This is a genomic window from Limnospira indica PCC 8005 (assembly GCF_000973065.1).
Taxonomy (GTDB): Bacteria; Cyanobacteriota; Cyanobacteriia; order Cyanobacteriales; family Microcoleaceae; genus Limnospira; species Limnospira fusiformis.
On sequence record NZ_FO818640.1, the window covers coordinates 143,736 to 162,467 of the forward strand.

Genomic DNA, 18,732 nt, shown 5'->3' on the forward strand with positions numbered 1-18,732 from the left:
TTAACTTTTGTAACGAAATGTTAAGAATTGTTGCGAAAAATTTTTTCTGGGGGAGGTTCCTTGCTTTTTGGTGGCGCTTCTGGTACAATTTTAGATAATGGGAATATGTGCAAAATTATTTATATAGTCAAAGTCTTAATTTTAATTAAGATGTCAAAATATTACCATTATTCCCAGTCGCCTGTCAACCCCCAACCCTTAAAATGTGTAAGTTTAGTCCCTGGGTTCCTCATGACCACGGCGATCGAACATATATCCCACCCCGCGAATGGTTTTAATCAACACAGGTTTATCTGTGTCCGGCTCAATCTTTTTACGAATTTGACCAATATGAACATCAACCACCCGCTGTTCACCCTCATATTCATAATCCCAGACCTCCTGTAGCAGTTCTGAACGTCGCCAAGCTCTACCAGGCTTTTTGGCTAAACAGTACAGTAGATCAAACTCTAGGGCGCTGAGGGAGATTTGGCGATCGCTAATATAGACCTCACGGCGGACCGGATCTATCACCAGATCCCCATAGGTCAAGCTCCGCATTTCCGTATCCTCTACAGAACGCTGTCGCTTCAAAATGGCGCGCACACGAGCGCCTAGTTCCGCCAAACCAAAGGGCTTAGTAATATAGTCATCAGCCCCCAGCTCGAAACCCTTAATCTTATCAGCCTCTCCAGTCAAACTGGTGAGAAGCAAAACAAATACTCGCGTCCGGTCCTGCATTTCTTGGCACAGGGCAAAACCAGTGGTATCAGGTAGGTTAACGTCGAGAATCACCAGATCGGGATTAAATTCGTCAAACAATTGCAGCGCCGTCTCACCATCTTTTGCCGACTCAACCTCATAGTTTTGTTGAGTCAGATACCGAGAAATTAAATTGCGGATTGCCGGGTCGTCATCAACGACAAGAATCTTTTGAGAGGCCATAACCACAAGAAGATCGTGAGCATGGGGCAAAAATACAAGCCTAGCCTTGCCAATATAGGGGGAGTCTTGATTTTTTTATTGGTTTCAAGATAAGCAACGCCATATTTCCGGGAGGAGATGACCGGGAATCTTAGATAGGGCTTGGTTTTGACCTTGCCAACCAGATTCCTGGTACAAAGCGCGTAAGGTTCGGACTAGATGATTGAACGCCAAACGATGACGTTCTGACTCTAGGGCGTTGGCACTTCCTTTCTGAGAACATGGTTGTTCTTCACAACCTGCCATCAGGTGATGGTCCAGTGCTTTCTCTAGGTGAGAAACCCTTTGTTCTCCACTGAGACAGAGTGCTTTATCTGTTGCCAAACGATAATGAGCAAGTCCTAAGTTATTGTGAGTTGCCAAGGTATCGAATGTCAACTGCGTGGGACTGAGTTGTTGGGCTAGGGCTAAGGTTTTTTCATAAGCTGCGATCGCCTCATTCAATGATTTACTGCGGTCTTCTGGTTCTTCCTGATACATTGCTAAATGCCAACAGGCTGTCCCCAGGTTATTTTGAGTAGTTGCACAGGCGAGAGGATCGGCTTGGGATGTGCGATATTTTAATGCTTCTCGGTAGCTATAAATCGCCTTTTGCAGCCACCTTTTTGAAGGCTGATGCTGTGCCAGATTCCAGTAAGCTGTTCCCAGGTTAGCCTGAATCATAGCATAGCGTTGAGGCTCCTTATTCTCGGAATAGCCCCGCAACGCCTCCCGATAAGCTGCGATCGCCGCCTTTAAATTAACAACTGGTTCAATATGTTGGGCGCGTGTCCAGTAAGCCGTTCCTAAATTATTTTGGATGGCCCGATAATCCAGCGCTATACGGGCGGGTTCTAAAGAATCTGCTGGAGATAGAGGCTGATTACAGAACCCGCCCCCACCTAGACCGCCCTGGTCTTTAACAGATTTAAGACAGTTGATAGCCTCTTCATAAACAGTAATCGACTGTTGTAAATTCTCTAATGGCTCTCTAATTGTCCCTAAATCTGTATAAGCTGCACCCAGGTTCTTCAGCAGTCTAACATAAATATAGCCTCTCGAGGTGGGGTCAACTTTCATTAACCCCGTTTGATAACAGATGATACTGATCTCCAGATTAACCAACGCCTGGCTACCCTGATTGATAGATTTTCGAGTCTGCTGAAACAGCATCCAGTGGAAAGTACCAAGATCGTTATAGATATTAACCGGATCTAAATCTTTCCGTAAAGCACTATTTGACTCTAACAGCATTTCCCACTCATTTAATTGCTCCACCACCTGGTTATAGGCTTCTATGGCATCTTGAAGTAGTGGCACCGTGGGGGGACCCTTAGATATGCGATCGCGATACATATAAGCCCGTTTTAAACAGGTCTGTAGATATTCCTGTGAATATACCACCCTCGATGGTGAACTATTTATTGGCAAATCTGGATCACCTGTGTACGAGTTCGGATCATCTACAGACCAGATCACCCTTGAGGATTTATGTATCCCCGGCGAATTCTGCCCTGATAAAGCCGGATCATACACCGGACTAGGGTCGCCCACAAATTTAAATATACCCCTATGCAAGCGCCAAAATTCCGGCGCTGACTGTTGAATACAACACAGCCAAGGCGATGATATCCACAGCAGCACACTTAACTCAAATTCGATTAACTTAGATTCAGCCTCCCGCAAATAGTTCAAAAATGACCATTGAATTGCGGCAGGTTGTCTAGTCAACTGTTCAACCCCTAAAATCTGGAAAGCTAGGGGAGATCCAGCATTTTGACTTTTCCATTCGCACATTTGAGCAATAGGGTTTGGGTCAGTCAATTCCAAATGCAGCGTCACCAACTTAGAACTAACCGGCTTTGGGGTTGTGAGATCTTCCTTACCAGACCGCGCGCCAACTGTACTCAGAATCTCCTCAGAACCTAGTTCCGTTTCCAAACTACTCGCCATTTGATGCAACAGACTCAGGTGATCACATACTGCAATAAAAACCTGTTGTCCCAAACCTAATCTTAAAGCGCGCTTCAACTGAGTATAAAGCTGCTTATTTGTGGCGTAACTACTAGAGAAGGTTGTATTAGTTGCGGTCATTCCATGCAGAACAGATAACATTGATACTGACTTGATACTATTTCATTCAAGCCAGCACCATCACTACAGGAATTTCTGGACTGATTTTAAGATGCAGCTACCGCAATAGCTAACACACCACCCACCAAAACCACAGCAAGCACTCCCCAAATTATGTAGTTACGCTTCTGAGTTTTATTGGGAGGTTCGGCTGTATAAACTTTTGGTTCTACAGCAAAGTTATTGATGAGTCCATCTTCTTCGGTTGTATAAGGCATTCGTATATAGTCCTAATATCATATGATACATTTACGCGACATTTTTCCGGTTCCGGATAATGCAACGATAGCACCATTACCTGTTAAGGTAATGGAGGCGGTATCCCGCAAAGCTTTTAGAAAGATGATCCAAAAGCACTGTTTACCTTGGTAGCCTTAGACCTAATTTTTCGCTTCACCTTGGCAACCATGTTGGAAGTCTCAAAGATGAGCCCAAAAATTAGGCTGTGTTATGGGATGGTCAGGGATGCGACCCAATCAACCAATGGGCTGGAGTCCCCACCAGGGGGTTATTTCGGGCATTGCAGCCTTATTTCGTGCCTGAACGTCTCGCACTGACAGGATCATTGTAGCACATGGGTGCGGACTATGGCAGAAAAAGATTGGCCAGTGAGACTTTTGCCTACAGAAATTAGACAGATGTGATTGTACCGGTGAGAGGGGAAGAAGCGATCGCATAATCCTTAACCGGAATACGTCCCGCCAAATAAGCCATACGTCCGGCTTTCGCCGCCATTCCCATAGCATCCGCCATCATAGATGGTTTACTCGCCAAAGCGATCGCCGAATTAATCAGCAAAGCATCAGCCCCCATTTCCATAGCCATAGCCGCCTCACTGGGAGTACCAATTCCGGCATCTACCACCACCGGAACCTTAGCATTATCAATAATAATCTGAATATTGGCTGCATTTCTAATCCCTTGACCAGACCCGATAGGAGATCCCAAAGGCATGACCGTCGCACAACCCGCCTCTTCCAAATGTTTGGCTAACAGAGGATCAGCATTAATATAAGGCAAAACCGCAAACCCTTCTTTTACCAATTGTTCCGCCGCCTTCAGAGTTCCTATGGGGTCAGGTAGTAAATATTTAGAATCAGGAATCACCTCTAACTTGACAAAATTATTGTCTTCCTGACCCAATAACTTAGCCATTTCCCGACCCAGACGCGCCACCCGCACAGCATCTTCCGCCGTTTGACAGCCAGCAGTATTAGGTAACATCCAAATTTTTGACCAGTCGATCGCCTCCGCCAGCCCCTCATGTCCAGGAGCCTGAGTTTGCACCCGTCTAACCGCGACGGTCACTATTTCACAGCCACTAGAAACAATACTTTCCTGCATTTGTTCTAAACTGCGATATTTACCAGTTCCGGTCATCAAACGCGATGTAAATGACCTACCAGCGATCGTTAGCGGAGAATCAACAGGTTGTGATACTGGTTTTTCAACAGTTTGCATAGCATCATCCTTGAACTTGACACAAAGGGGATAGTACAGACAAGACAGATCTTATCCCTACCCTGGCGGGACATCAAATACCTGGGCCATCATTATCCGGCTTCCCGCCGCACCGATAATCACTACAGGCGGGAAGTGCTAGTTACAGAAGGCTATCAAAACCCAGGTATCAGACCGTTGCCGTTTGCAGTAATTCCCGCTTGAGTAATTCTACTTTATCAGTTTTTTCCCAAGGTAGATCGAGATCCGTGCGTCCCATGTGACCATAGGCTGCCACATCTTGGAAGAAACGGCCTCCCCGTAGGGCTGGTAAATCCCGCAGGTTAAACTCTTGAATCATACCCGCCGGACGCAACTCAAAGTTTTCTTGCACCACTTTCAGCAGTTGTTGCTCATCTACCTTACCGGTGCCAAAAGTCTCAATAAATAGACTAACAGGACGAGCTACCCCGATCGCATAACTTACTTGAACTTCGCACTTATCGGCTAAACCAGCAGCCACAATATTTTTAGCAATATAGCGGCAAGCATAAGCAGCACTGCGGTCTACTTTGGTGGGGTCTTTCCCAGAAAAAGCGCCGCCGCCATGTCTGGAATAACCGCCATAGGTATCAATAATAATCTTACGACCGGTTAAACCCGAATCCCCTTGAGGTCCACCGACGACGAATTTACCAGTAGGGTTAACTAAAAAGCGAGTATTTTCGTCAGGTTTAATATCAATGCCTTCCAAAGCTGGAGTGATCACCTTAGCCAACAAATCTTCTTTGATGCGATCTTGGACGGCTTGGGGGTCAGTAATATCGCCAATAGTTGCTGTATGTTGGGTTGAGATCAAAATGGTGTCTATTCTGACCGGGCGATCGTTTTCGTAAGCAATAGTAACTTGAGTTTTGCCATCAGGTCGCAAGTAAGGCAAAGTCCCATCTTTGCGAACAGCGGTCAACTGCCTAGACATCCGGTGAGCTAAACTGATGGGCATAGGCATCAGTTCCGGGGTTTCATTGCAAGCAAAACCGAACATCAATCCCTGATCACCAGCACCGATAGAGTCTAGGGCAGCTTCACTCAGTTTTTCCCGATTTTCCTGGGCTTGGTCAACACCTTGGGCAATATCTGGGGACTGTTCATCAAGGGCAACTAATACTGAACAGCTATCTGCTGAAAAGCCATTTTCGGCGTGTATATAGCCAATTTCGGCAATTTTTTTACGGGCTAGTTCGATATAATTAACTTGGGCTTTAGTGGTAATCTCCCCGGTAATTAGAACTAAGCCTGTGTTGACAACTACTTCGGCAGCGACCCGACTTTTAGGATCTTGAGCCAAGAGAGCATCTAAAATGGCATCAGAAATTTGGTCGCAGATTTTATCAGGATGACCCTCTGTGACTGATTCAGAGGTAAACAGATATTGACGATTAGACAAGGCTTTTCTCCTGTTGGATGATTGATTTGTTCCCAGTACGCACTATCCCGTCCAATATACCAAACTGCTGCTCCCTACAACGGATCATGAAAGTTTGAGGACTCAATGGGGTTCTAATGGGTTGGTTATAAAGAATCTGATGGAGATAGAGGCTGATTGGAGGCTCCCCCGGTAATAATTGCGATCGCATCAAGTGCCGAGATTACCACATCAGCCATTTGTAAATCATGGCTTGATGGTTGCCAGCAAATACCGATCGCCCCAGCCGCTCCGGCTTGTTTCGCCATTTGCATATCCCCAGCAGAGTCTCCCACCATTAAGGTTTTCCCTGGTTCTACCCCTAGTTCCTGGCAACTCTGAACAAATAGGGCTGGGTTAGGTTTCGCTAAATTTTCACTAGCCCCCTTCTGTAGTTGTATATATGGATCTAACTTATGGCGGGTGACAAATGCTTGCACCTGTTCCGTCGTAGCTGCCGACAAAATCCCTAGTTTAATACCCCCGTCATATAGCGATTTCAGCACATCTAAGCCGCCTACGAATAGGGGTGATGGCGGATGGTTTTTAAAGCTGTTGTCGGCTTCTATAAAGGCTTTCTGAGCAATGTTTTTCGACTCTATCCATCCCCGTCCGGTTTCCGCGATATAGGCGGCGGTGGCAATTTCATTTTCTTGGCGTGTTCCTGTTGCCATTAAACCTGTAGGGTCTAGGGTATCGTTTTCTATAGCACCAGACAGGAAAGTTAGGACGTATAATGGAGAGGACGAGATGACTAAGAAGACCCAAAATGCCAGCCCCCTATAGTTACGACCTCAGACAAAAAGTTATTGATGCAATTGAACTAGACGGTATGCCCAAAACAGAAGCCAGTCAAGTTTTCCATGTCAGCCGGAACACCATTAATCTCTGGCTGCAAAGAAAAGCACAGACCGGAGACTTCCTCCCTAAACCTAATCACCCACCTGGCAATAACCACAAAATTACCGACTGGCATAAATTCAAAGCTTTTGCCCAAGAGCATGGCCACAAAACCTCCGCTCAAATGGCTGAACTTTGGGATGACGACATCTCTCCTCGCACCATATCCAGAGCCTTGAAGAAAATTGGCTTCACCAGAAAAAAAACTTACGGCTACCAAGAACGTGATGAGCAACAGCGAGAGGAGTTTATGGCTCAGATTGAACAGATGGAGCCGGAAGGGTTGGTTTACCTCGATGAAGCTGGCATCAATAGTCAAGACTCGGATTATCCTTATGGTTACTGTGAGCAAGGACAACGCTTCCATGTCCTCAAATCCGGGAAGAGGCAGGGCAGGGTGAGCATGATTGTGGCATGGTGTCATCAACAACTCTTAGCCCCCTTTACCTTTGAGGGTTGTTGTAATCGGACAGTGTTTGAGTTGTGGTTGGAGTTCATCTTAATTCCAACACTGAAGCCAGGTCAGACTCTAGTGCTAGACAATGCAACGTTTCATAAAGGGGGACGGATTCCTGAGCTAGTGGAGGCGGCTCAATGTCGTTTGCTCTATCTACCACCTTATTCGCCAGACCTCAACAAGATAGAGAAATGTTGGTCGTGGTTGAAAGCCCGCATTCGCCACTGCATTGAGCAGTTTGATTCTCTCCATGATGCCATGGATTCCGTTCTCAAAGCTGCGTCCTAACCACCTTGACTAATGCTATATACCAAAAGCCATCAGTAGGGGTTCGCCAATGCCGGGAATTTGGGCATCAACTAAACGCGATCGCACCTGTCCCAATTTTCGCAAGAATTCCTGGGAGTCTTCGAGAGTGCCATCTTTATCGAAAATGATAGCTTCTATGCGATCGAATGTAATGTTATTAACTCGAATACTGGGCAAGGTTCAGACCTCATATTTTCTAGCACCTTCCGTTTTAAATCTATACCCTACCAAATACGAAAAAAAAAGAGGGTTATCCCTCTTTTTTCCCTGATTGTTCAGCAATTAGGATTCCGTTGCTATGGGAATCTCTTCTTCTGAATCTTCTACAGCCTCTGTTTCGGCTACCGGTTCTGTGATCGCCTCTGATTCTGAAATCGGTTGCTCCTCAGTCTGATCAGCCAATTGCGCTTCCGTTTCCACATCAGTAGCCGGTGGGATATCAGCCGTAGATTCTGCTACCTCCGCTGTCTCTGCTGTCTCTGCTGCCGTTTCAACTACCGGGATACCTTGCTGTTCAGCCTGCATTTTTTCCCGGAACTTAGCAGCCATTTCCTCAGCTTTCTCATAAACCATCTCAGGATTTTTCACCATCGCCCCCGGTTCCGGTTCTAACTGCTTAGTAGACAGTGAAATCCGACCCCGATCAGCATCAAGATCAATAATCATGACTTTCACTTCATCATTAACATTGAAGACGCTGTGGGGGGTATCAATATGATCATGAGATATTTCTGAGATGTGCAGCAAACCGCTGACACCACCGATATCAATGAATGCACCGTAAGGTTTAATTCCTCGCACCGTACCGATGACCACTTCACCTACTTCTAGGCGGTTCATCTTACGCTCAACTAAGGCGCGACGGTGGCTGAGAACCAAACGGTTGCGGTCTTCATCAACTTCTAAAAATTTCAGTGGTAGTTCTTCCGCTACCAATTCTTCTTTAGGTTTCCGGGTGCTGATATGGGAACCAGGAATAAAACCACGCAATCCCTCAATGCGGACTAAAGCCCCACCTCGGTTAGTGGCAAAAACCTGAGAACGAACTGTAGCATCTTCTGCTTGCAGTTGGCGAACTCGCTCCCAAGCCCTCATGTATTCTATGCGACGGATTGACAATGTAAGTTGTCCATCCTCGTTTTCATCCGTGAGAATAAAAAATTCCCTGGTTTCATTGGACTGCAATACTTCTTCCGGGCTCTCCACCCGGTTGATCGACATTTCCTGTAGCGGAATGTATGCTGCTGTCTTAGCACCAATATCAATCAGAGCGCCCCGGGGTTCTAAACTGAAAACTGTGCCCGGCACCACATCTCCGGGGCTGAAGTGATAATCATACTTATCCAACAGGGCGGCAAAATCTTCGTGGGTAAAGCCCACATCTCTACTTGTTAGTGTCTGATTGATCATGCGAGTCGTTTCCTAGAATTTCTCCCCTTAATTGTGTTTACATTGGACAGAGGGCAGCGGTTTTGGGTTTCCGGGGGGGGTGGATCTGCTCTATTCTAGTGACCCAAATTTGTTAATTTGGACCCCAGTTAGGTGCATTTTACCTCAATCGGTGGCCTCTGGTTATAACCTGGTTGACTACTCACCCGAATTTAATTACGGGCAATTTTCAGCAGTTGTCACACAATGGTATCAATACCCTTGGCTCCATGCCTAGTAGCTGCCATCTCTAAGTATGTATCCATATTGCCCGCTGGTCTATGCCTTAGTCTTTAAGTTAAGACCAGGACTCTGACCTAGCTTTGATCCTGACTGATACATTTACGCGACATTTTTCCGGTTGTTCCCGGACAATGCGACGATAGCACTATTACCCGTTAAGGTAACAGAGGCGGTATCCCGCAAAGCTTTTAGAAAGATTCCAAAAGCACCGTTCCAGTCCCTGGGTAGAGTGAACCCGCACTCAGGACATCGGAACACTTTTGAGCCACCTAGCTGGGAATGGACATGACCACAGTGAGTACAGGTTTTGCTGGTGTATTCTTCGGTCACATCTACAACTGTTCAGTTATTTCCGCGCTTATGTCTCAGGGTTAGTTTGAATCGATAATGCGCCCATGTCAGCATGGATCGGGCAGTCTTAGACCTGATTAGACGCTTCACCTTGGCAACCATATTGGAAGTCTCGAAGGTGGGCTAAAAAATCCGGCTGTGTTATGGGATGGTCAGGGATGCGACCTAATCAACCAAGGGGTTGAAGTCCTCACCGGGTAGTCCCCACGCCCATTTCAGCTCGATTTCATACCCGAAGGTCTCGCAGGTAGGGGTCGAGAGGGAAGTCGCCTTCCCCTACTCCCATTCAAAACCGTGCTTGATACTTTCGCATCACACGGCTCCTGATGTAGATACCCCTTGGCAACGGGAACAGGGTTACCAACCCCTGCTTTTGTACTTCAACTTTTGGAGCTAAATACAACATCGTAGTGTTTAAACTCGCTTTCGCCGTTAAACTCCTGTTGATTGCAGTAACTATATCTACACCGTGACTAGTGGGCATATCCTAACCATTACAATTAGGCATTGGCTTTCAGTCACATCCCTTCCCCTTAAAGGCATACGATTACACTTTCACTACTCAACAAGATGTACCTGCCGAGAGCCTAAAAAAAGGGGTTTAAACGTTCCGTTTATATGGGCATTCCATCTTTAGACTTGTCCTTTCCACCGGGGTACTTAAAAAGGTCTGTGTAGGTGTTGTATGGAAAACCCTACTTTTCCCCTTGCTCTTTTGAGCGCAGCGTGGCAACCTATTACGCTACTCAATAATGACGATGGTTCAAGCCAGACATTCGGTTTCCCTAGTCATGGATGGTTGGCAGTGGTCGCATTTGGTAGTAGGTTCTACTTCACGCCTTCCGTTCCCCGCTTCAATCCCAAGGTTGTGTATCCTGAAACTGGGGGTGGCTATCGCCTTTACTCTCTACTCCCTGATTTCTCAGTTTGTTTATGACCTTGAGTCCCCTGCCTTGCTCAGATTTCTCCAAGCGTCGGGACATATAAACAGTTATGGGATGGTCAGGGATGTGAATCCCTTATATTCCACAAAGGGGTGGAAGTCCCACTAGGAGGCTATTTCGGGCATTGCATCCCTATTTCACTCCTAAACGTCTCGCACCCATACTTGGTATTATACCGTATTGCCGTAAAATGTTAACCTAATTTGAGATTAAATCATGCTCTTACCAAAGGGCAACAGAGCCGGACCGCTGGCTCGGATTCGTTAAAAATATTTTTAGTTTAACTCAGAGCCTATCCATTATGCCATACTTTAGCAAAAGTTTAGCAAATTTTTATCCTAGCATTTTCAGTACCGAGATTGTCAAGGGGCTGAGACTGGTAGAAGTACCCACCTCCATCAAACGGTGGGAGAGCTTAATTTAATCGCAGATTAGTTGAACCAATTAGGGCGATGCGCTACAATACCAAGTATGGGTGCGAGACCTTCGGGTATGAAATAGAGCTGAAATGGGCGAAATAACTACCCGGTGAGGACTTCAACCCCTTGGTTGATTGGGTCGCATCCCTGACCATCCCATAACACAGCCGGATTTTTTTGCCCACCTTCGAGACTGCCAATATGGCCAGTCAGGTGAAGCGTCTAATCAGGTCTAAGACTGCCCGAGCCATGCTGACATGGGCGCATTATCGATTCAAACTAACCCTGAGACATAAGCGCGGAAATAACTGAACAGTTGTAGATGTGACCGAAGAATACACCAGCAAAACCTGTACTCACTGTGGTCATGTGCATTCCCAGCTAGGTGGCTCAAAAGTGTTCCGATGTCCGGAGTGCGGGTTCACTCTACCACGGGACTGGAACGGTGCTTTTGGAATCTTTCTAAAAGCTTTGCGGGATACCGCCTCTGTTACCTTAACGGGTAATAGTGCTATCATCGCATTGTCAGGCAATAGCCGGATAAATGTCGCGTAAATGTATCAGTAATTAATTTATGACTAGCACCACTACCAAAACTAGACTGTACTCAAGCCGTATAGATTTACCGGAAGACACCCGGTCTCAAATTATCACAATCCTCAATCAAAGTTTAGCAACTACTCTCGACCTGAAAACCCAGGTTAAGCAGGCTCATTGGAATGTTAAAGGGCTGAACTTCTACTCCCTACATCTGTTGTTTGATGAACTAGCAGGGGAATTAGAGGGATATGTGGATATGATTGCTGAACGAGTTACCGCCCTGGGAGGTTATGCGATGGGAACGGCTCGTCGGGCAGCGTCTGAATCGATTTTACCAGAATATCCACTAAATATTGATAATGGCACAGATCATATTGTGGCTTTGGCCGATCGCTTTGGTGTGTATGCTAAGTCCCTGCGAGAGGCGATCGACAAAACTGATAATCTGGGTGATGCAGACACAGCAGACCTATATACAGAAATTTCCCGCACTGCTGATATGCGCCTGTGGTTCTTAGAAGCCCACCTACAGGGTAATGCTAATCAGCCATTAGCCAGCCACTAGACTCTTGCATAAAATCCGATAATTTCCGGCTCGATCCCGAAATTACTCCTCAAAGGAGATGATCGATGCAGGTCCAGGATTAGACCTACGTTAAGGGGGTGATGACACCTACAGGTGAGCGCCAGCCTGTTGCTCTGTCGTCTATCTTTAAGGAACGAGATGAGTGGATTTGTAAGCTCCAGTGAGCTAGACGTAAAAAGCCCCTTTAACATGACCGAGGCAAACATTACCCCATCTGGGAGATAGCTTAAATACCAAATTACCCAAATTACGTTTTTGTGGTTGACACACTGGGGCAACCGTTAAGTCCCACTCATCCGGTTGTATAAATTTTCCTGAGTTTTCCGGTCATTACCAGGTTATAGACTTGCTGATAACCACCATCTGGGCTAGGCTACATTTATCAGAGAAATGGGTTTAAAACCTTGCACTTCAGGGCGACTTTGTGCTAAAACTCAAAGAAGCGGAAAATCAGATGTGTAGTCGTGGCACGCGAACTGACCGTTGTCAAAAGGCTAGTGTCACCAACCTTCCATTAGGTTGCCCCAATACCTCACTGCTCTCTAACAAAGAATATGGCTTCTGTGGGTGAAAATAGAACTTAAAATAGGGTAGGGCATACCCGAATTTACGCTTGGGGAGTAGTCCATAGCGAGTGCTTGCTGTAAAAGGTGTAGTCGGATACGACATGAAACTGTAAGACCAAAACTAACTTAGGTTAGTGGAGGCAGGATTGGGCCCAAGAATCCTCGGACTTCAGGACGAGGAGTGTCAACAGCAAGGTTGTCTAGCCATGAACGGGTCGCCATCATCATCTGACTATACCCCGCAGTTACAAAAACTTATGCGGCGGGCGGGGTTTTCCAGTATACGAGAGTTAAGCCGATATTCAGGGGTCGAGGAGAGACAGTTCTTTCGGCTATGTCAGGGTTTGGTCATGCAGACCCGGGTGGATGTTTTAATGAAAATTGCGGAGGGGCTGGGAATTTCTCTGATGGAACTGTTGAGCATTTTCGCCCCGGAGGAGAGTAGCTTCGCCTATTCGGGGTTTAATTCGGCTTTCCGTCAGGAATATGAACGGCTACAAGCTGAGATGGAACAATTGCGGGAGTCTGTAGGTCGGGAATTTGAACAAGCTAGTTTAGATATTTTGGAATCTTGGTTGTTGAATTGGCCCAAAGTTACCGAAAAAGTTGAGGAAAATCCCCAAATTCCTGCCAAAAATATATTGCCTTTGGTGAAACCAGTGGAGCGACTTGTGCAACAATGGGGAGTGGAGATAATTGCACCGATCGCCTCTGAGGTTCCCTACAATCCGCATCTACACCAGTTAGTCCAGGGAACTGCACAGCCGGGAGATAGGGTGACTGTCACTTCTGCTGGCTACCGAAAGGGCGATCGTCTTCTCTGGCGCGCCCAGGTAAAAGTCCCAACCGATGATAATTTGAGGATTCAGGGAGGTTAGGGAAACCCACATGATGGACTACCCTTTGTGTCTGATTTAGGAGCATGATTTAATCTCAAATTAGGTTAATATTTTAGGGCAATATGGTATAAGAAGCGAGAAGAGTTGAGGATAAACCTATTGCCAGATATGTCAAACCCAAGGAAGCCGCCCAAATCCTTCGAGTCCATGAAAGAACACTCCGCAGATGGGACGAAAATGGCTCAATCGAGACTATCAGAACCCCCGCTGGGCAACGACGATACAACGTTGAGTCATATACTGCTGCCAAATCAGGCAGTGACAAACGCAAAGTCGTTATCTATGCCAGAGTTAGTAGCTGCGCCCAGCAGTCCGACCTCAACCGACAGGTGGCCGCACTGTCCAACCTCTACCCCGAAGCAGAAGTCGTCTCAGAAATCGGAGGCGGGCTCAACTTCAAGGGAAAGAAAATGCTGGCCTTACTGGGACATCATTTGTCAGGAGATGTCCGCATGGTTGTCATTGCCCATAAAGACCGACTGGCAAGGTTTGGATTTGACTTGTTTCGATGGCTCTGTGAGCAAAACAGGTGCTCACTCATGGTTCTCAACCAGACAAGTCTCAGTCCAGAACGACAAATGGTTGAGGACATCCTCGCCATCCTCCACTGCTTCAGTTCCCGATTATACGGACGGAGTAAATACAAAACTCAGGTCAAAGAAGATCCGGATTTACCCCAGCCCCGAGCTAAATCAAGTCTGGCGCAAATGGTTGGCCGCTTGTCGGTATTGCTACAACCAAGCAATTGCATTATCTAGGAGTGGTAAACGACTAAGCAAACTGAAATTACGCAACGAAGTGATGCAGAGCGACTTGCCTGCATGGGTCAAAGAAACACCCTGCCATATTCGGCAGAATGCTATCTTTGATGCCTATCTCGCCTTTTCAGCCAGTCCTGGCGCAAGGTTTAGGAGCTGTCGGGATAGTTCTCAAGCGATTAAGTTCAATAATACTAATTTCTCTTCAGGGAGTTGGTATCCAAGACTAACGAAAGGATTAACTTTCATGGTTTCCGAACCCATCCCTAAAACTTGCGGGCAAGGGACTCAGTTGGTGTTTACCAAAGGTCGATGGTTGGCGATTTTCCCTGAACCAGTTGCCGTTACCCCAACTGAAGCGAATGGCGTAATTGCATTAGACCCGGGTGTGCGAACTTTTATGACCGGGTTTGATGGCTCTCGGTTTCTGGAATTGGGCTCCGGAGATATAGGACGCATCACTCGGTTATGTCAACATTTGGATGATTTGATGAGCCGAATCGCCAAGGAACCCTGTCGTTCAAGGAGGCGACGGATGAGGCAAGCGGCTCAACGAATGAGAACCAAAATCCGCAATCTAGTTGATGAAGCCCACAAACAAATTGCTCACTACTTGACTCACAACTACAGCCTAATTTTTCTGCCGACCTTCGAGACTTCCAACATGGTTGCCAAAGCCAAGCGGAAAATCAAATCCAAGACTGCCCGCGCCATGCTGACATGGGCGCATTATCGATTCAAACTAACCCTGAGACATCAAGCCGAGATAACTGGAACCACAGTTGTAGATGTGACGGAAGAATACACCAGCAAAACCTGTACTCACTGTGGTCATGTCCATTCCCAGCTAGGTGGCTCAAAAGTGTTCCGATGTCTGGAGTGTGGGTTCACTCTACCCAGGGACTGGAACGGTGCTTTTGGAATCTTTCTAAAAGCTTTGCGGGATACCGCCTCTGTTACCTTAACGGGTAATAGTGCTATCGTCGCATTGTCAGGCAATAGCCGGATAAATGTCGCGTAAATGTATCAGATGTGAAATTCTGTCTCTGAGAGCCTTAATTGGGCTGTAAGCCTCTATAATTGTTGTTTGGGTAGGAGAGTTTGGCTTGAGGACGCATTCACAGGCTATACTAGCGGAATATGGCGAGTCATTTCTATGCTTCAATCTCAAAAGAATATGAGTTCTGATGTTCAAATCCTACAGCCCCAAGGTATTTTAGACGGTACTAAAGCTAGCCAATTCCGTCAGGATATTTCTAGGTTAGTTGAAAAGGGAGCTAAAACCATCTTGATTGATTTTCAGGATGTCACATTTATGGATAGCTCTGGTCTGGGGGCTCTGGTACTGGCTCTGAAAACGGTTCGAGCGGCAGATAGTAAATTGGTAATTTGTTCGATTAATGAACAGATTAGAATTCTGTTTGAACTAACCAGTATGGATCGAGTGTTTCAACCAATTTTTGAAAATCGACAGGAGTTTGAGAAAAAACAAAGTTACCTCGGCTAGTTATGCCAATCATCCTCTGAATTTTTAATCGGGGTTTTGGGAAATAAAAAACTGGTTTTGGGATAGATATTTGGGTCTGTGTAATTGATGTTGATATTATGCAGGCTCAACGGTTTTTATCAAAATTTATAACCATCAAAATATGATATTTTTTCATGCCAAATAATCACATATTTTTTAGGGTAAACTAACTTTTATAAGGGAGAAATCATCCTCAAAGGGATGGTCAAAATTGATGGTTTTGACGGCTTCTAAGATGTTATTTAAACTCCCGGATTGAAAGTTATTGTTTCTCATTAAAAGTTTAATAAAGGCATCCATTCCCCAAATATTACCACCGGGTTGATGAATTTCATAGACTCCATCACTAAAAATATAAAGGTTGCTGTTTTTTTCGACGTGACAAGAAGCGTCAATATAGGCAGCTTCTAGGAACATACCTACAGGCATTCCGGGGGTTTTTAATTGTTGAAATTGTAGATTATTGGGGTTTTTTCCAGATAGTAGAATGGCGGGAGGATGCCCAGCGCTAGAGTAAGTTAATTGTCGGGAAATGCGGTTATAAACGCCATACCAAATGGTGAAATATTTATCATTTTGATAGGTCATTTGGAAGGTAGTATTAAGCGATCGCAATACGTCACTAGGCTGATAATAGTTAATATTAGGGATAGCACGGGATCGCAATAAATTCAACACGGAAACCGAGGGCAATGCCGCCCTAAGTCCATGACCAGAAGTATCTAATAAATAGATAGATAAATGGTCGGCATCGAGCCAACAATAATCAAAACAGTCTCCCCCCAATTGCCGAGAGGGGATAAATTTTGCCTCAATACGCACAGGTTCTTCCAGGGGTTCAGGAAGTAGCGATCGCACATATTCGGCGGCTTCGGATAACTCAGTTTCCAATAACTGTTTTTGAGTTTGTAAATCTTGGCTAAGTTGATGAAGTCGCAGACCGGCTCTCACCCTAGCATATAACTCATTCATCTCAATAGGTTTAGACAGAAAATCATCAGCCCCGGCATCTAAACCCTTAACGCGATCATCAACAGCGGTCAGAGAAGTAAGTAAAAAAAACTGAGTAGTTGATAATTCCGGCATAGCCTTAACTTGTCGGCATACTTCAATTCCGGTCAGCCGAGGCATAATCCAATCACAAATCATCAAAGCCGGACGCAATTCTTTAGCCTTTTCTATGCCTTCCTCGCCATTACTAGCTACCACCACATCATAACCCTGCTTTTTGAGTGTTCTTTTGAGCAGTTCTCGAATTATGGTATCATCATCAATCACTAAAATTTTAAACATGGGCGCTGAGTTTAAACAATTAGAGGGACGGTCAAGCAAAGTTATCATTAACCATTAGGATCACCCAGAGCATCTCACCGGGGATGGCTATATTAGATGACAATGAACTAATCCTATACAGAACATTCAAGATAGAGTATAGTCTAATTACAAGATGGCTCGACGATCGCACCTATCGAAAAGTGATTAAATCTGAAGGTTCCCAACCTATCCCTTCTACATTCTGCCTGCAAACGGAAACCAGTTTGGATATGTTGGCAGATGTTTTAACATGGTTTGGCAAATTACAGCCACCATCAATTCCTAAGTCAGTCTGGCTGCGCTGTCAACTGGCATTAGCAGAAGGATTTACCAATGCTGTGCGACACGCGCACAAGGGACTGGCTGTAGATGTTCCTATTGAGATCGAGGTCAGTCTGTTTAACAATAGTATTGAAATCTGCATTTTTGATCACGGTCAACCGTTTGATTTAGATAAAAAACTGCTAGAGATGTCATCGAAAACCCATCAAGGTTCACCGGGAGGGCGGGGGTTGATGCTAATGCGAGATATTGCGGACAAGTTTAGTTATCGGCGGTGTGATCCTCACAGAAACTCTTTAGTGATCATCAAATATTTTTCACCGGACTGAGAGGGTTAAGCCATTGTAGGACTTCCCGTCTAAGTTGGTATAGGTCTTTATAGACTTCGTGTTTAAACCATTGTCCGATCGCGTCTAGGGGGCTAAATGATTCTCCTCGTGGCCAACTGATATCCTGGGCTAGGGGGGTCTGATGATCGCCTCGCAACTGCTGAAGTGTCACCAGTCCAGGAAATCTGTGGTTGAGAATTTGATAGAGTCCGCTACTTTGGTCGATGTTATCTTTACTGAATTGGATCAACAGGTTACGCCGGACTTGATAGCGATCGCCAACTAGGGAATTGGTCTGCTGTGGGGTCGGGGTAAATTCCACATCAATCACGGATGATAACTGTTCTACCAAAGGAATTGACTGTCGGGCGGTATAGTTATTAAAAGAGATCAAAATATTTCCCGCCCTTTCGACTTCAAACAAGGACCCGATCAGTAGATGCAGCTTGCACCCCATACTATGACCAATGCCATAAATTGGCAACCCCCGCCGCCGCAGTTTCTGGGCTGCAAATAGGTCTTCTAAGCCGTCCTCAAAGGTCCATAATACCTCACGCGCCATATTTCCATGATCAAGGGTATTAATAAATGGTGTAGCGATGATGGCATATCCCTGCAACCCTAGTTGTTCTAATAACCAACGATAGGTGATATGGGGGGCTGATGCTACAAACGCCCCACCGAGAAAATGTACGATCGCTTTGGGTTTTGGGGGAATTAACACCCAATTATCGGAAAATTCCAGCCAGTCCATGAGTTACCTTTTCCTACCGCTGTCAATTATAATCAAATCTGGGGGTCTGGTTAATGGCGATTTCGGATTGACCCGTGTTTTTTTTGATTAACCCGCCCCTGGTATTATAAATATCTACCAAAATATTGTTACACAAAGGCTTGCC

Annotated in this window: 15 protein-coding genes and 5 pseudogenes; 8 read left to right on the plus strand and 12 right to left on the minus strand. The window is 45.7% G+C overall.

Features of this window, described 5'->3' with window-relative positions:
• Positions 1-213: 213 nt before the first annotated feature.
• The 7 genes and pseudogenes from XZ46_RS00635 to XZ46_RS00655 all read right to left on the minus strand — a co-directional run.
• Positions 214-924 (minus strand): response regulator transcription factor, encoded by a 711-nt coding sequence (locus XZ46_RS00635; protein ID WP_006668624.1) that lies wholly within the window; start codon positions 922-924, stop codon positions 214-216.
• A gap of 84 nt (positions 925-1,008) precedes the next feature.
• The gene (locus XZ46_RS00640; protein ID WP_008051773.1) at positions 1,009-3,057 is read right to left on the minus strand and encodes a tetratricopeptide repeat protein; all 2,049 of its coding nucleotides are present in this window, start codon (positions 3,055-3,057) and stop codon (positions 1,009-1,011) included.
• A gap of 65 nt (positions 3,058-3,122) precedes the next feature.
• The gene (gene psb34 / locus XZ46_RS33665; protein ID WP_006622152.1) at positions 3,123-3,293 is read right to left on the minus strand and encodes a photosystem II assembly protein Psb34; all 171 of its coding nucleotides are present in this window, start codon (positions 3,291-3,293) and stop codon (positions 3,123-3,125) included.
• Between the two features lie 18 nt (positions 3,294-3,311).
• Positions 3,312-3,523, minus strand: a pseudogene (locus tag XZ46_RS36155) (hypothetical protein); the annotation flags it as partial.
• A 182-nt stretch (positions 3,524-3,705) separates the two neighbouring features.
• Positions 3,706-4,536 (minus strand): thiazole synthase, encoded by an 831-nt coding sequence (locus XZ46_RS00645; RefSeq protein ID WP_006622151.1) that lies wholly within the window; start codon positions 4,534-4,536, stop codon positions 3,706-3,708.
• Between the two features lie 169 nt (positions 4,537-4,705).
• Positions 4,706-5,962, minus strand: coding sequence for a methionine adenosyltransferase (gene metK / locus XZ46_RS00650; protein ID WP_006668625.1), 1,257 nt, complete (start codon positions 5,960-5,962; stop codon positions 4,706-4,708).
• A gap of 125 nt (positions 5,963-6,087) precedes the next feature.
• Positions 6,088-6,687 (minus strand): annotated as a pseudogene (locus XZ46_RS00655) (HAD family hydrolase); the annotation flags it as partial.
• A gap of 62 nt (positions 6,688-6,749) precedes the next feature.
• On the opposite strand from XZ46_RS00655, the gene XZ46_RS00660 reads away from it, so the two are divergent.
• On the plus strand, positions 6,750-7,625 hold the full coding sequence (locus XZ46_RS00660) for an IS630 family transposase (protein WP_048894872.1): 876 nt from the start codon (positions 6,750-6,752) through the stop codon (positions 7,623-7,625).
• An 18-nt stretch (positions 7,626-7,643) separates the two neighbouring features.
• On the opposite strand, the pseudogene XZ46_RS00665 reads toward XZ46_RS00660, so the two are convergent.
• The 3 genes and pseudogenes from XZ46_RS00665 to XZ46_RS27800 all read right to left on the minus strand — a co-directional run.
• Positions 7,644-7,823: pseudogene (locus tag XZ46_RS00665) on the minus strand (HAD family hydrolase); the annotation flags it as partial.
• Positions 7,824-7,928: 105 nt separating this feature from the next.
• Positions 7,929-9,056 (minus strand): 30S ribosomal protein S1, encoded by a 1,128-nt coding sequence (locus XZ46_RS00670; RefSeq protein ID WP_008055852.1) that lies wholly within the window; start codon positions 9,054-9,056, stop codon positions 7,929-7,931.
• A gap of 360 nt (positions 9,057-9,416) precedes the next feature.
• A pseudogene (locus XZ46_RS27800) lies at positions 9,417-9,791 on the minus strand (zinc ribbon domain-containing protein); the annotation flags it as partial.
• Between the two features lie 1,402 nt (positions 9,792-11,193).
• On the opposite strand from XZ46_RS27800, the pseudogene XZ46_RS27810 reads away from it, so the two are divergent.
• The 6 genes and pseudogenes from XZ46_RS27810 to XZ46_RS00700 form a co-directional block, all read left to right on the plus strand.
• A pseudogene (locus tag XZ46_RS27810) lies at positions 11,194-11,586 on the plus strand (zinc ribbon domain-containing protein); the annotation flags it as partial.
• 19 nt (positions 11,587-11,605) lie between these two features.
• Positions 11,606-12,136: a DNA starvation/stationary phase protection protein Dps gene (gene dps, locus XZ46_RS00680; protein WP_006622146.1), complete on the plus strand. Its 531-nt coding sequence runs from the start codon at positions 11,606-11,608 to the stop codon at positions 12,134-12,136.
• A gap of 844 nt (positions 12,137-12,980) precedes the next feature.
• On the plus strand, positions 12,981-13,601 hold the full coding sequence (grpE, locus tag XZ46_RS00685; protein ID WP_006622145.1) for a nucleotide exchange factor GrpE: 621 nt from the start codon (positions 12,981-12,983) through the stop codon (positions 13,599-13,601).
• 119 nt (positions 13,602-13,720) lie between these two features.
• Positions 13,721-14,380, plus strand: a complete 660-nt coding sequence (locus XZ46_RS00690) for an IS607 family transposase (protein WP_071829293.1) — start codon at positions 13,721-13,723, stop codon at positions 14,378-14,380.
• A complete protein-coding gene (locus tag XZ46_RS00695) occupies positions 14,292-15,401 on the plus strand; it encodes an RNA-guided endonuclease InsQ/TnpB family protein (protein WP_230428133.1) in 1,110 nt (369 codons plus the stop codon). The genes XZ46_RS00690 and XZ46_RS00695 overlap by 89 nt, the downstream gene beginning before the upstream one ends.
• A gap of 135 nt (positions 15,402-15,536) precedes the next feature.
• On the plus strand, positions 15,537-15,887 hold the full coding sequence (locus tag XZ46_RS00700; protein WP_006668629.1) for an STAS domain-containing protein: 351 nt from the start codon (positions 15,537-15,539) through the stop codon (positions 15,885-15,887).
• A 177-nt stretch (positions 15,888-16,064) separates the two neighbouring features.
• Here XZ46_RS00700 and XZ46_RS00705 read toward each other — a convergent pair whose 3' ends face one another.
• Positions 16,065-17,201: a PP2C family protein-serine/threonine phosphatase gene (locus XZ46_RS00705; RefSeq protein ID WP_008051781.1), complete on the minus strand. Its 1,137-nt coding sequence runs from the start codon at positions 17,199-17,201 to the stop codon at positions 16,065-16,067.
• Between the two features lie 83 nt (positions 17,202-17,284).
• Between XZ46_RS00705 and XZ46_RS00710 the strand changes: the two genes are divergently transcribed.
• Positions 17,285-17,833, plus strand: a complete 549-nt coding sequence (locus XZ46_RS00710; RefSeq protein ID WP_006622141.1) for an ATP-binding protein — start codon at positions 17,285-17,287, stop codon at positions 17,831-17,833.
• Here XZ46_RS00710 and XZ46_RS00715 read toward each other — a convergent pair.
• Complete coding sequence (locus XZ46_RS00715; protein ID WP_006622140.1) at positions 17,811-18,587, minus strand: DUF1350 family protein; 777 nt, start codon at positions 18,585-18,587, stop codon at positions 17,811-17,813. The genes XZ46_RS00710 and XZ46_RS00715 overlap by 23 nt on opposite strands.
• Between the last annotated feature and the right edge of the window lie 145 nt (positions 18,588-18,732).